This window comes from Cryptosporangium phraense (assembly GCF_006912135.1).
Taxonomy (GTDB): domain Bacteria; phylum Actinomycetota; class Actinomycetes; order Mycobacteriales; family Cryptosporangiaceae; genus Cryptosporangium; species Cryptosporangium phraense.
Genome location: NZ_VIRS01000013.1, coordinates 178282 through 192118, shown reverse-complemented (window position 1 = coordinate 192118; position 13837 = coordinate 178282). Strand labels below are relative to the sequence as shown.

The 13837-nt window shown below is 77.0% G+C and carries 9 protein-coding genes; 4 read left to right on the top strand and 5 right to left on the bottom strand.

All coding sequences use genetic code 11. The features are described from left to right. On the bottom strand, nt 1-762 hold the full coding sequence (locus FL583_RS19790) for an SDR family NAD(P)-dependent oxidoreductase (protein WP_142706169.1): 762 nt from the start codon (nt 760-762) through the stop codon (nt 1-3). A gap of 98 nt (nt 763-860) precedes the next feature. Between FL583_RS19790 and FL583_RS19785 the strand changes: the two genes are divergently transcribed. Beyond that, nucleotides 861-1418 (top strand): CGNR zinc finger domain-containing protein, encoded by a 558-nt coding sequence (locus FL583_RS19785; RefSeq protein WP_142706168.1) that lies wholly within the window; start codon nt 861-863, stop codon nt 1416-1418. Between the two features lie 4 nt (nt 1419-1422). On the opposite strand, the gene FL583_RS19780 is transcribed toward FL583_RS19785, so the two are convergent. Further along, nucleotides 1423-2172 (bottom strand): SDR family NAD(P)-dependent oxidoreductase, encoded by a 750-nt coding sequence (locus FL583_RS19780; RefSeq protein ID WP_142706167.1) that lies wholly within the window; start codon nt 2170-2172, stop codon nt 1423-1425. A 101-nt stretch (nt 2173-2273) separates the two neighbouring features. Here FL583_RS19780 and FL583_RS19775 point away from each other — a divergent pair, with 101 nt between their 5' ends. Further along, the gene (locus FL583_RS19775; RefSeq protein WP_142706166.1) at nt 2274-3116 is read left to right on the top strand and encodes a helix-turn-helix domain-containing protein; all 843 of its coding nucleotides are present in this window, start codon (nt 2274-2276) and stop codon (nt 3114-3116) included. Between the two features lie 36 nt (nt 3117-3152). Here the strand turns inward: FL583_RS19775 and FL583_RS19770 are convergent, their stop codons facing one another. After that, nucleotides 3153-3866 carry an alpha/beta fold hydrolase gene (locus FL583_RS19770; RefSeq protein ID WP_142706165.1) on the bottom strand — a complete coding sequence of 238 codons (714 nt, stop codon included), beginning with the start codon at nt 3864-3866 and terminating at the stop codon, nt 3153-3155. A 154-nt stretch (nt 3867-4020) separates the two neighbouring features. Here FL583_RS19770 and FL583_RS19765 point away from each other — a divergent pair, with 154 nt between their 5' ends. Next, nucleotides 4021-6876: a LuxR C-terminal-related transcriptional regulator gene (locus FL583_RS19765; protein WP_142706164.1), complete on the top strand. Its 2856-nt coding sequence runs from the start codon at nt 4021-4023 to the stop codon at nt 6874-6876. Nucleotides 6877-6881: 5 nt separating this feature from the next. Here FL583_RS19765 and FL583_RS19760 read toward each other — a convergent pair whose 3' ends face one another. Further along, entirely contained in the window at nt 6882-8909 is a 2028-nt protein-coding gene (locus FL583_RS19760) for a helix-turn-helix transcriptional regulator (protein ID WP_142706163.1), read from the bottom strand. Nucleotides 8910-9050: 141 nt separating this feature from the next. On the opposite strand from FL583_RS19760, the gene FL583_RS19755 reads away from it, so the two are divergent. Further along, complete coding sequence (locus FL583_RS19755) at nt 9051-11798, top strand: ATP-binding protein (RefSeq protein ID WP_142706162.1); 2748 nt, start codon at nt 9051-9053, stop codon at nt 11796-11798. Here the strand turns inward: FL583_RS19755 and FL583_RS19750 are convergent. Further along, nucleotides 11792-13831, bottom strand: a complete 2040-nt coding sequence (locus FL583_RS19750; RefSeq protein ID WP_142706161.1) for a hypothetical protein — start codon at nt 13829-13831, stop codon at nt 11792-11794. The two genes, FL583_RS19755 and FL583_RS19750, sit on opposite strands and share 7 nt — an antisense overlap. Between the last annotated feature and the right edge of the window lie 6 nt (nt 13832-13837).

Genomic DNA, 13837 nt, shown 5'->3' with positions numbered 1-13837 from the left:
TCAGGCCGCGGTGTCCGGCCGGAGCAGGATCTCGTTGATGACGACCCGGGCCGGCCGGGTCACCGCGAACGCGATCGTCTCGGCGACGTCCTCGGCGGTGAGCAGTTCGAGGTCGCTGAACGCGCGCTGGGCGGCGGCCCGGATCTCCGGCCGGATGTGACTGGCCAGCTCGGTGGCGACCGCGCCCGGTTCGATCAGCGTGACCCGGACGTGCCGGCCGGCGACCTCCTGACGCAGCGACTCGCTGAACGCGCCGACGCCGTGCTTGGTGAGGTTGTAGACGCCCCAGCCGCTGCGGGCGACGCGTCCGGCCACCGAGCTGACGTTGACGACGTCGGCCGAGTCGCGGGGACCGGCCGACGCGGCGGCCAGCAGATGGGGCAGGGCCGCGTGGGTGGTGTAGAGCAGGCCCTGGACGTTGATCGCGACCATCCGGTCCCACTCCTCGACCGGGGCGTCCTCGATCGGGCCGAGGAGCATGACCCCGGCGTTGTTGACCAGCGTGTCGAGCCGGCCGAGGCTCGCGACGGCCTGCTCGACCGCCGACCGGGCCTGGGCCGGGTCGGTGATGTCGGCCTCGATCGCCAGCGCGGTACCGCCGTCGGCGCGGATGTCGGCGGCGAGTTCGTCGAGGCGGTCCTTGCGGCGGGCGACGAGCGCGACGCTCGCGCCCCGGGCAGCGAGGGCGCGGGCGGTGGCCGCGCCGATACCGCTGCTGGCGCCGGTGACGAGGGCGACGGTTCCGTTGAGCGTGTTTGTCATGACGAGCAGCCTGACACCACCGTAGGCGCTACGGCAACGTCGTGTGACATTGCCGTCAGTGCTACGCACCTGTCGGTCGATCGGGTTATGGTCGCCGCATGTCGTCCGATGGCCGCCGTGCGGTCTCCCCCGCTCCCGGCGGGCTGAGCCTCGTCCAGGCGCTGGTCAACACGTCCCCGATCGCCGCTGCGGGCCTGCCGGACCGGCTCGACGACGAAATGTCGGCCCAGCAGTGGCTCGACGAGTCGCTCCGGGCCTGGAGCGAGCAGACCGGGCAGGAGCCACCCGCGCTCGTCGTCGGCCCCCGCGACCTGGCCCCGCTCCGCTCCTTGCGCGACGACGTCCGGGGCTGGATCACCGGCGGCGGCGCCGGTCACGCGCTGGCCGCGGAGATCTCGATCAGCGCCGGCCGGCCCACGTACCGGCCGAGCAAGAACGGCGCCGCAGGCCTCGCCTCCCTGGTGACGCTGGAGGCGCTGCTGGCCGCCCACACCGGCACGCTGGCCCGCCTCAAGACCTGCCAGAACCCCGATTGCGCGGCCGCGTTCTACGACCGGTCCCGCAACAGCACCCGGGTCTGGCACGACATGAAGACCTGCGGCAACCAACTCAACCTCAGAGCCTCCCGGGCCCGCCGCCGCACCCCTACGACGTGACGGTTCAGGCCCGGGTGGCGGTGATGCCGCCGTCCACCGCGATCTCCGCGCCGTGGACGTAGCCCGCGCGGTCGTCGAGCACCCAGGCGACCGCGTCCGCGATCTCCTCGGGCGTTCCCGGACGTCCGGCCGGTGTCCGGGCGGTCATCGACGCGAGGACGTCGTCGTCGGAGGCGTTGATCGGGGTGCGGGTCGCTCCGGGCGAGACCGTGTTGACCCGCACACCGCGCGGCCCGAACTCCGCGGCCCAGCTGCGGGCGAGCTGGATCTCGGCCGCCTTGGTCGCCGAGTAGAGCCCGACGAACGCGTGCCCGACGTGGGCCATCCACGAACCGATCACGACGATCGCGCCGGAACCCCGGGCGGCCATCGCCGGGGCCAGCGCCGCGGTCAGCACGTGCGGGGCCCGGACGTTCACCGCCAGCGCCGCCTCCAGATCGGCGTCGGTGAGCGACACCGTGTCGACGGCCGGGCACAGTGCGGCGTTGTGGACCACGGCGTCCAGCCGTCCGCCGGCCGCGTCGGTCGCGGCGTGGGCGAACTCCCGGAGCGCCTCGGGCGGCCCGGTCAGGTCGGAGGCGACGAACACCGCGTCGCCGCCGCTGCCCCGGATCCCGTCGACGACGGCGTCGCCGCGTGCCCGGTCCCGCCCGGTGACGACGACGCGCCACCCGAGGGCGGCCAGCCCACGCGCGGTGGCGGCGCCGATGCCGCTGGTGGAGCCGGTGATCAGGACGGTACGGGTGTCGGTCATGGCCCCTACTCCACCGGCGCGACGCCTCACTCGCCAGGGCGCGTCCTGCCTGGTCACGCCATGACCAGGGTGAACACCCGACCAGCTCCTAGACTGGCCGGGTGCCCACCGACCGAGCTGCCCTCGGGGCGTTCCTGCGGTCCCGCCGTGACCGCCTGACGCCCGCGCAGGCCGGCATCGTCGGCTTTCCCGGGCCGCGACGAGTGCCGGGGTTGCGCAAGGAGGAGCTCGCGTTCCTCGCCGGGCTGAGCCCCGACCACTACGGCCGCCTGGAGCAGGGCCGCCAGCACACGATCACCGACGAGGTGCTCCAGGCGCTGTCCCGGGCCCTGCAACTGAACGACATCGAGACCGCGCATCTGCGCGACCTCGCGGCCCCGGCCACTCGCCGGCGGCGGGCCGAGCCGGAGGTCGCGCAGCGTCCCGACCCGGGCATGCTGCGCCTGATGGGCGCGCTGGATCACGTCCCGGTGCTGCTGCTCGGGCAGCGCTCCCAGGTGCTGGCCCGCAACGGCCTGCTGAGCGCGGTGTTGGGCCCGGCGCTCGAGCCGGGCACGTCGTTCGCCCGCTGGCTGTTCCTCAGCCCCGACGCCCGGGCGCGGATCACCAACTGGGCCGACTTCGCCGAGTCCGCGGTCGGGGCGATGCGCTTCGAGCTGGGCCGCCATCCCGACGACCGGCGTCTCGTCGACCTGGTGCAGGAGCTCCGCCGCGATCCGGACGTCGCCCGGTGGTGGGACGACCAGCGGGTCACGTTCCGCACGTCGGTGACCAAGCACATCGCCCACCCGACGGCCGGGCCGCTCAGCTTCGGCATCGAGTCGGTGGTCGGGCCGCTCGACCCGGAGCAGCGTCTCGTCGTCTACACCGTCGAACCGGACTCCCCGACGGCGCGGGTGCTGCCGATGCTCGCGAGCTGGGCCGCGTCGGCGGGTTCGCCCTAGGGTCGCGGGCGAACCTCGCCGAAGCCGTCGGAGCCGTCAGCCCAGGTCGGCGATCGCGTCCGTGATCACCGCGGCCACCTCGGCCGGGTGCGAGTGCATCACCAGGTGCGGCGCGTCGATCTCGACGACTCCGCGCAGGCCGGCGCGCTTGTACCCGAACCGCTCGACCTCCGGGTTGATCGTGTGGTCGGCGCTCGACACGATCCCCCAGGCCGGCTTCGTCTCCCAGGCCACCGCGGTCGCACCCTCCCCGAACGCGATCGCCGAGAGCGGCCGCTGCGAGTGCGCGAGCACCTCGGCGGTCCGCGGGTCGACGCCGGCCGCGAAGATCGCCGGGAACGCGTCGATCTTCACCGAGACGTCGGTGCCGTCGGTGCCGTCGGGCAGCGTGTAGGGCTCGTAGACCAGGTTGGCGGCCAGGTCGGAGTCGGGGAAACCGCCCTGGAGCTGGCCCAGGCTCTCCCCCTCGGCCAGCGCGTAGCCCGACACGTACACCAGCCCGACCACGTTCTCGGCCACCCCGGCCACCGTGATCACCGCGCCGCCGTAGGAGTGGCCGGCCAGCAGTACCGGGCCGTCGATCTGCTCGACGAACCGCTTGATGTACGCCGCGTCACCGGACAGGCTGCGGTTGAACACCGGCGGCACCCGGACGTCGTATCCGGAGTCGAGCAGCAACCGGGTCACCGGCGCCCAGCTCGCGGAGTCGGCGAACGCGCCGTGGACGAGGACGATGGTGGGACTGGGCATCACGAGCTCCTACGGATCGACGAAATCGGTTCCGTCCGAATGCTGCGCAACGGCGTCCGGGCGATGCATCCGTCGATTTACTGCGGCCGGAGTTCTTCACGGACGCACATGATCGTGCGATGTGCGCGGCGGCCGGAGCTCCGACAGTAGGGTCATGACCGCTGTAACCACACGAGCCCAGAGCACCGGGCCGGAGTCGGCACCGCTGGGCCGGGACGCCGAGCTCAACCGGCTGCTGGCCCTCGTCGACGCCGGCGGCGGGGCGGCGCTCTCGGTGCGCGGCGGCCCCGGCACCGGCAAGACCCTGCTGCTCGATCTGGTCGCCGGGTACGCCCGGCGCAGCGGCCGGCGGGTGCTGCGGGTCGCCGGGTGCCGCTCGGAGTTCGGTCTGCCGTGGGGCGGCCTGCACCGGTTGCTGCGTCCGTTGGCGGTCGGCGCGGAGGATCGTCCGGCCGCGTTGAGCGCCGCCTTCGGCGGCTCGGCGGCCGATCCGTTCGCGGTCTCGCTGGCCGCCCTGGACCTGCTGTCGGCCGCCGGCCGCGTCGACCCGCTGCTGGTCCTGGTCGACGACGCCCACTGGCTGGACGAGGAGACGCTGGACGCACTGGCGTTCTGTGCCCGGCGGCTGGGCGGCGAGTCCGTCGCGCTGGTGCTGGCCCACCGCCCGGGCGCCGCGGGCGGCTCGGGCCCGGCGGGCGGCCTGGGCGCGGCGGGCGGCCTGGGCGCGCTCGACCTGCCGGAGCTGGAGCTCGGGCCGCTCCCGCCCGAGCTCGCCGCCCGGCTGCTGGCCCGGGAACACCCGGACGCCCGGCCGGTGCAGCGGGACCGCTGGCTACGCGCGGCGGCCGGAAACCCGCTGGCCCTGCACGAGCTCCCGCTCGGCCGCGCCGAGCACACCGGCCCGCTAGGCCGGAGCACCCACCCCGGCCCGCTCGGCCGGAGCACCCGCACCGGGCCGCTCGGCCGGGGCGCCGGGACCGGGCCGCTCGACGGCGTGCCGGTGACCCCGCGGCTGGCCCAGGCGTTCGCCGCCGAGCTCTTCGGACTGCGGCCGACGACCCGGACCCTGCTCCTCCTGCTGGCCGCCGACACCGACAGCACGCTGGCCGAACTGCTCGCCGCGGGCGCGCTGGTCACCGGCCGTCCGCTGGACGCCGCCGAGCTGTTGCCCGCGCTGGACGGCGGGCTGGTCACGATGACCGCCGGACGGCCCGCGTTCACCGAGCCGCTGCTGTGCTGGGCGGTCTACGCCGATGCCTCCGAAGCCAACCGCTACCGCGCCCACCACGCCCTCGCCCGGGTCGTCGACGCCACCGCCGACGACGACCCGGGCGCCGACCGGCGCGTCTACCACCGGGCCGCGATCGCCGCCGGGCCCGACGCCGCACTCGCCGACGCACTGGACGCGGTGGCCGAACGGGCCCGGCGGCGCGGCCGGGTCGCGCCGGCCGCCCGGTGCTACGAGCTCGCGGCCGCGCTCTCGGCCGACCCCGCGCACCGGGGCCGGCGGCTGGTGCAGGCCGCGGTCCTCTCCGACCAGCTCGGCGACCGGGACGACACGCTCCGCGCGGCCGACCTCACCGACGAGCTGCCGCTCGTCCCGGCCGACCGGCAGCGGGTGCGGCTGCTCCGGCTGGCCCAGCACGCCGCCCCGGCCGCACCGGCCGTGGTCCGCGACGCCGCCCGCGAGGCGGCGACCGCCGCGCCCGAGGCGGCCGGCGCGCTGCTGCTCGCGGTGGCCGAGCAGAGCCACTGGGCCGACCCGGGCCGCCCGACCTGGGAGGCGCTGCGGGCCGCCGCCGGCCGGCTGCCGGACGCCGAGCGGCTCGCGATCGAGGCGCTGGCCGCACCGGAGGCCACCGCCCGGCGCCTGACCGGGCTCCTGGCCGAGACGCCGGTGCCCGACGACGAGCCCGCTCCCGGCGACCGCAGCAAGCTCCTCGGCACCGCGGCCGGCGCGATCGGCCAGTTCACGCTGGCGATCCCGCTGCTCAGCGAGGCGGTCCGACGGCTGCGGACGCAGGACCGGGAGGGTCTGCTGGCCGAGGCCCTCACCGAACGGGCCTGGGCGCACGTGCTGCTCCGGCAGTGGTCGGCGGCGCTGGACGACGCCGTCGAGGCCGGTCGGCTGGCCCGGCGGACCGGCCGGCCGCGGTGCGCCGCCTCCAGCGCGCTGGCCGAGGCGGCGGTCCAGGGCCTGCGGGGCGACGTCGAACCGGCGCTGGCCACGATCGCCCAGGTCGAGCACACCGTCCAGCCGCAGGGCGCGGGCCGGCTGCTGTCCCAGGTGCAGATCGCCCTGGGCCTCACGCTGCTGACCGCCGGGCGGTTCGGCCCGGCGACCGACGCGTTCCTGCGCCTCTTCACGCCGGGTGACCCGGCCCGCTCGGTGCTGGCCGGCGGCTGGATGATCGGCGACCTGGCCGAGGCGTCGGTCCGGGCCGGGCGGACGGCTGACGTCCGGCCGCTGCTGGACGTCGTCGAGGTCGGCGCGGAACGGACCGGTAGCCCGCAGACGCGGATCGCGTTGCTGCAGGCCCGGCCGCTGCTCGCCGCGGACGAGGAGGCCGAGGAGCTGTTCCGGGCCGCGCTGGCCAGCGAGCACCTGACCGGCCCGTTCGTCCGGGGACGGCTGCAGCTCAGCTACGGCGAGTGGCTACGACGACGCCGACGGGTGGCCGACGCCCGGCACCAGCTGGCGGCCGCGCAGGCCGCGTTCACCGCGCTGGAACTCCCGCTCTGGGCCGACCGGGCCCGGGCCGAGCTGCTCGGCTCGGGCATCCGCAGCGACACCCCGTCGACGGCCGGGCTGACCGAGCTGACCGCGGCCGAGCTGCAGATCGCCCGGCTGGCCGCGAGCGGCAAGTCCAATCGGGAGATCGGCCGGCAGCTCTACCTCTCGCACCGGACGGTCAGCTCGCACCTCTACCGGATCTACCCCAAGCTGCGGATCTCGTCCCGGGCCCAGCTCCACGAGGTGCTCGCCCGGCTCGACTCGGGCAACGAATGAGCCGGTCAGATGCCGTCGTCCGCGGCCAGCTGGAGCAGCTCGACCCGGGAGTGCACGCCGAGCTTGACGAACGCGCGCCGCAGCCGGGCGTTGACCGTGTGCGGCGAGCAGTGCAGCCGCTCGGCCACCTCCCGGTTGGGGACGCCGGCCACGATCAGCTCCACCACCTGACGCTCGGCCGCGGTCAGCGGCTGCCCGCTCCCGGCCACCCGGGGACGACGGACGCCGGCCTGCTCCAGCAGCGCCGCGGCGGCGTCCAGCCGGGCCGGGTCGGCACCGCGCCGGGCGGCGTCCTCCCAGGCCGCGGCCAGGTCCAGACGTCGGGAGGTCTCGCGGTAGAGCGCGGCCGCGGCGAGCAGCCGGGCCGGATCGTCCTCGAGCAGGCCGCGGGCGTGCGCCGCCGCCGCGGCCAGCAGCGTGAACCGCGGGTTGCGCCCGGCCCGCTGCTCGGCCACCTCGACCGCCCGGGACGCGTCCCGGCGGGCTCCCGCGGCCAGCGCCAACCGGACGAACCGCGGTTGGTCGGCCGGGTCGAACGCGATACCGGCGGGCACGTCGGTCCGAGCGAAGAGGTCGCCGGTGGCCGCCAGCCCTAACGCCGCCCGGGGGTCGTCGGTGCTCAGCGCGGTCAACCAGGCGCGGACGAGGCGGTAGGGGGAATGGCCCTTCGCCTCGAGTTCGCCCGCCCGCGCCACCGCCCGCCGGTAGGCGTCCCGATCGCCCGACCGGAGGGCGAGACGGCCGGCCGCGTCCAGCACGGCCACGTCGATCACGTCGCCGGGATCGTCGGAGCCGGACTCTCCGGGGCTGAGCTCCCCAGGGGCGGGGGCCGGGTGGTGGCGGGCCTCGGTCAGCCGGCCGGCGTCCCAGAGCAGGCGGAAACGCACCTTCTGCCAGCACCGCGCGGCGAACTCGTCACCCCGGTCGCGCTTCTCGGCCAGCGCGGCCGCGGTCTCGGTGAGCGCCGCCTCGGCCCAGCCGACGACGCCGTAGAGCAGCGCCCGGTGCGCGCCGAGCAGGCCCCGGCTCTCGTCCGGGGCCCGGTCGAGCTCGACGTCCAGCCCGAGGAGGACCTGCTCCCAGTCGAAGCGCCAGTACGCCTCGCGGATCGGGCGCGGGATCACCGACGCGCCGGCGTCGGCGTCGGCCGGCGCACCGGCCAGCACGGCACGCAGGACGGTCTGCCGGAACTCCAGCGGTCCGTTCCGGTCGACCAGCAGCGCGGCCGCGGTCAGCTCGGCCACCGGGCCCCAGAGGGCCGCCGGTGGCCGCCGCAGCGTCCGGGCCAGCTCGTCCGCCCGGAACCGCGGCGGCAGGGTGGCGGCGGCGGCGAGCGTGGCCCGGGCGTCGGCCGAGAGCTGCGCCAGCCGGACGTCGACCAGCCCGCGTACCCGATCGGACGAGAAGCCCCCGGCCAGGGCGGTGACGCCGGCCGAAGTCCGGAGCGCGCCGTCGGCCCGGAGCGCGTCGATCAGCGCGACGAGCAGGCCGGGATCACCGCCGCACCGTTCGGCCAGCGTCGCCGTCGTCTCGTCGAACGGACCGACCAGGTCGCCGAGGAGGGCGCGCATCGCGTCGAGGGGCAGCGGGCCGAGCGTGAGCTCGGTGCCGGCCTCGGCCAGAGCAGACAGCGTGGCCCGGGCGTCCGGCGAGGCCGGTCGCGCGTCGGAGGCCACCAGCCAGAGGATCGCCGAGCCGGCCAGCCTCCTGGCCAGCGCCCGCAGGACGTGCAGCGTCGCACCGGACCGGGCCTGCAGGTCGTCGATCACCAGCAGCCGGGGTTCCGGCGTGGCGAGCCGCTCGGCCAGGTCGAGCACGAGCGTCGCGGGCCGGTCGGACGGCTCGACCGGCAGCTCGGTCAGCGGGGTCACCCCGTGTCCGGGCGCCCGGGCGACGGCCTCGGCCAGCAGCGCGGTGCGGCCGGAACCGGGCGCCCCGGCGACGACGATCGTGCCGCCGCGGCCCCGGCCGACCGCAGCCAGCGCCGCCGTGATCACGCCGAGTTCCCCGGCTCGGCCGTGCAGTACGGGCACGTGGCTCCTGACTCTGCTACGCGCCCGGCGCTCGGGGCACCGCCGGTCCTCGGCAAACGGACGATACCTCGGACGAACGTCCGGTATTCGCACCCGGGCCGAGCAGGCACGATCGAGGATGAACGATGAGAGGTGGGGGCGATGGTGGCGGAGCGGGCGATCCCGGACCCGGTGGGCCCGGTGCGCGTCCCGGCGGACCGCCGGGCGACTCCGGTCCGCGGCCGGACCGCGGAGCTCGACGCTCTGGGCGCGCTCGTCGGCCGGCTCGCGGACGGCCACGGGGGCGTCCTGGTGTTCGCGGGCGGCACCGGATCGGGTAAGAGCCGCTTACTGGCCGAGGCCAGGAGCCTGGCCACCGCGGCCGGGTTCCGCGCGCTCGGCGGGGCGGCCGAGGCCGAGTCGCGCCTGCTGCCGCTGGCCCCGCTGCTCGACGCCCTGCACGGCCCGGTCGACCCGGTCCTCGGCCCGGAGCCGGCCCGTCGCCTGGCCACCGGCACCGACCAGCGCTACCAGGTGCTCGACGAGTTCCAGGACCAGCTGGAGCGGGCCGCCCGGCGGACTCCGCTGCTGATCACGATCGACGACCTGCACTGGGCCGACGACGCCACCCGGTTCGTGCTGCGGGCGCTGCCGGAGCGGCTCGCCGGGCACCGCGTCGCCTGGGTCCTCACCACCCGGCCCGCGGACGCCGACCCGACGCTGACCCGGCTGGCCGACGGCGGCGCGACGATCCACCCGCTCCGGCCCCTGGACGACACCGCGGTCGAGGCGGTCGCGCGGGACGTGCTGGGGCGTCCGCCGTCGCCGGCCGAACGCGCGCTCGCCCACCGGGCCGGCGGCGAGCCGCTGCTCCTCGTCGAACTGCTGCGCGGGCTGGCCGAGCAGGCCGACGTGTTCTCCGGGCGGCTGCGCGCGGTGATCGGCCGACGGGTGGAGCGGCTCTCCGAGCCGGCCCAGGAAGCGGTCCGGATCGGCGCGGCGGTCGGCGACCGGTTCACGGTCACCCAGCTGGCGACGCTGCTCGACCGCTCCCCCGCCGCCCTGACCGGCCCGCTCGAGGAGCTGGCCGGCGAGGGGCTCCTGACCTCCGAGGGCGGGCAGCGGCGCTTCCGCACCGGGCTGGTCCGCGAGGTGCTCAGTCAGGACCTGCCGGTCGACCTGGTCCGGGCGCTGCGCCGCCAGGCCGTCGACGCCGACCTCGCCGACGGCCGCCCGGTGCTCGAGGTGGCCGACGCGCTGCTGGACTCGGCGCTCCCCGGTGACCTGGCCGCGGTGGAACTGCTGCGCCGGGCCGCGTCCGCCGCCGTACCCGGCCGGGCGGTCGAGCTGCTGACCGGAGCGCTCGAGCTGGCCCCGGCCGACCACGCCGTCCGGGCCGGGTTGATCGAGGACGCGGTCGGCGCCTACGTGCTGGCCGGCCGGGCCGCCGACGGGCTGGCGCTGGCCGAACGGTCGCTGCAGGGCCGGTTGGACCCGGAGGTCGAGGCGCGCATCCGGCTGTCGATCGCCGTCGTCCACCGGGAGTACTCGTTCGCCCAGTCGGTCCGGCACAGCACCACCGCGCTCGGCCTCTCCGGCGTCTCCGGCGGCACCCGGGCCCGGTTGCTGGCCACCCGGGCGCTCACCCGGATCCGCGACTACGAGATCGAGGCCACCGCCGCGCTCCTCCCGTCCGCGATGCGGCTGGCCCGGGCCACCGGCGACGTCGAGGCGCTGTCCGCCCTGCGGGCGGTCGAGGCGTGCGTCCGCCTGCACACCGACGGGATCACCGCGGCCCGGGCGTCGCTCGCCGCGGCCCGTGACCTGGTCGACGCCCCGCTGCTCTGGAGCCCGGCGCTGCTCACGGCCGTCTGCGCGAGCATGGCCGGCGAGGTGGGGGCCGCGCTCGCCGCGGTCGACGCCGCCGCGCCCGGGCGGGGCGGCGTCCTGCGTGCGCTGCGGGCCCGCCTGCGGTTCGACGCCGGAGCCCTGGCCGAGGCGGCCGCGCTGGCCGCGGCCTTCCCGGAGCGCCCGGAGACGATGGAGCCCGACCACACGGCCGCGATCATCGGGCTCTACACGGCCGGTCGGGCCGCGCTGGCCAGCGGCGACGAGGCGGGCATCGCCGGGGCGGCCCGCAACGCCCAGCGGATGCGCGACGCGGAGTCGCTCGCCGTGCGGTGCACCGGCGCCTGGCTCGCCGCGCTGGTCGCCGACGCCCAGGGCGACCCGGCGCGCGCGCTCGCCCTGGCCGCGCCCGCGCTGGCCCGGCTGGAGGGCGTCGGCCCGTGGCTGGCCGAGCCGCCCGACCCGGGTGACCCGGCGCTGCTGGTCCGGATCGCGCTGCGCGCCGGGAACCAGCGGCTGGCCGAGCGCATCGCGTCCCGGGCCACCGCCGACGCCGCCCGCAACCCCGACCTGCCCGCGCTGGTCGCCGGTGGGGCGCACGCCCGCGGGCTGACCGAGCGCAGTCCGGCCGAGCTCGACCGGGCGATCGCGCTGCTGGAGCCGGGTGAGCGCCCGCTGGTCCTGGCCGCCGCGCTGGAGGACGCCGGTCGGCTGGCCGGACGCGGCGACACCGGGGTCGGCTACCTCGACCGGGCCCTGCTGCTGCTCGACCGGCACGGCGCCCACCGCGACGCGGCCCGGGTCCGCGCGCTGCTGCGCGAGCTCGGCGTGCGGCGCCGCCGAGCCGCACGGGCCCGCGGAATCACCGGCTGGGCGGCGCTGACCGCGACCGAGCTCGAGGTCGCGCGGATCATCGGACGCGGCGCGACCAAGCGCGAGGCCGCCGACCGGCTGTTCCTGTCTCCGCACACGGTCAGCACGCACCTGCGCAACACCTACGCCAAGCTCGGCGTCCGCTCCCGGGTCGAGCTGGCCCGGATCGTGCTGGCCGAAGATCAGTGACCGGGCCGCTGCCGGGCCCGCGCCGCGGCTCGCCGGAGTAGCGCTCGGACGGTCGGGGCCGGCAGGTCGAGGGCCTCGGCGATCTCCGGGGTACCCAGGCCCCCGGCGGCCAGCTCGGCCGCGCGCACCGTAGGGTCCTCGGGGAGCGGCGGCTCGTCGCCGGGCGCGACCGGCCGGCCGGCCGCGGCGAGCCGGGCCCGGATCCGGTCGGCGTCGTTGCGGCAGCCGGCCGCCGAGTAGAGCCGCAGCGCCTGGCGGAGCGCGGTGTCGGCGTCCCGCCCGTCGGCCAGCTGTTGCCGTCCGGCGTCCTCGAACGCCCCGGCCCGGACCAGCACGCGGTCGGAGGTCGCGTAGGCCGCCGCGGCCTGCAGGAGCCGGCCCGCGTCACGATCGACCAGACCGCTCAGGTGCAGGGCCAGCCCGTGCAGGAACGGCAGCCGCGGATTGCGCGTCTCCAGCCGGACGAGCGTGTCGAGGACCTCCCGGGCGACGGCGTCGTGGCCCGCCCGCAGCGCCAGCCGGCCGACGAGCAGTTCGTCGGCGGCGTCCGAGCCCGCGAAGAAGCGGACGCCCTCGGGTTCGCGGTTCCCGGTCGCCTCGCCGATCAGCGCGGCCAGCGCGTCGGTGTCGCCGGCCTGATCGGCCAGGAGGGCGGCGTCCAGCAGCGCGGTGCCTCGCTGCCAGCGCAGTTCGCTGCGCAGCCGCGGGGCCACCGCGCGGCGGGCGGCGGCCACCTCCTCCGGCATCCCGCGGTGGGCCGCGGTGCGCGCGTGGACCCGGGCGACCAGCACTCCGGCGAAGCCGTCCGGGTCGACTACCTCGTCGAACTCCCGGACGCCCTCGGCCTCGGCCAGCGCCAGGGCCAGCCGGCCGAGGTTGAACTGGAGCTGCGCCCGGGCCGCACCCCAGCGGAGCAACGCGAGCCCGGACGCGGACGCGCGGCGCGTCTCGCGGGCGGTCAGCGCCAGTCCCTCGCCGGCCCGCCCGACCGCGCTGAGCTGCATGCACGGCCAGAGGTCGTACGGAGCGGGGCGCGGGGCGGCGGTGCGGGTGAGCGTCCGGAGCGCGTCGGCCTCGTCCTGGGCGGCCAGCGCCGCCTCCCAGTCGCCGGCGTAGAACGCCACCACCGAGCCCGACTCCAGCGTCGTGAGCTGGGCCTGGACGTCGTCGGTCTGGCCGGCCGCGGCCCGGGCCGGCTCCTGCAGCTCGGGCACGTCCTCGTACTCGTCGGCGGTGTAGAGGGCGCCGATGAGCAGCGACAGCAGCCGGGCCCGCAGCTCGGCGCCGAGGCCGGGCAGCGCGAGCGCCAGCCGGCACTGCCGGATCGTCTCGGCCGAGGAGTAGTTCGCCACCCGCAGGGCCAGTTCCAGCCGGGCCCGCGCCTCGGTCGGAGCGTCCGGGAAGCCTCGCAGTGACGCGTCGCTGACCGCGGAGCCGTCCTCGCCGCGCTCGGCCGCCCACAGCGCGACCGCGGCCTCGGCGGCCAGCCGGGCATGCTCCGGGGTGCCGGGCGGGTCGAGGTCGAGCGCGCGGAGGTAGAGGTCGGCCGCCGGGGCCGGGGTGTTCTCGCCCAGCGCGCGGGCCGCCGCGGCCAGGATCGCGACCGCCTCGGCGTCGCCCGGTTCGGCCACGACCGCGAGCACCGAGGCCACCTCCACCGGCGACGCTCCGGCGGCCAGCCGCAGGTCGACCCAGGCCCGCCGGTGACCGCGCCGGGCGGCGGCCGGTACGAACCGGACGGCGTACCGCTGGAACGACTCGTGCCGGAACGCGTAGCTCTCGACGTCGGCGTCGACATCGACGGAGTCGGACTCGGGCGCGACCAGGTCGGCCGCGGTCAGCTCGGCGGCGGCCGACCGGACCGCGGGTTCCGGCCAGCCGAGCAGGGCCGCGACCTCGTCCGGCCGCCAGCGGCGGCCGAGCAGAGCGGCGACGCCGGCCACCTGCCGGGCCGCCTCCGACGCCGAACCAAAGCCGTGCCCGAGCTGCTCGGCCAGGATCGGCGGGACGCGTCGGCGCGCCAGTTCGTCCACGGAGGC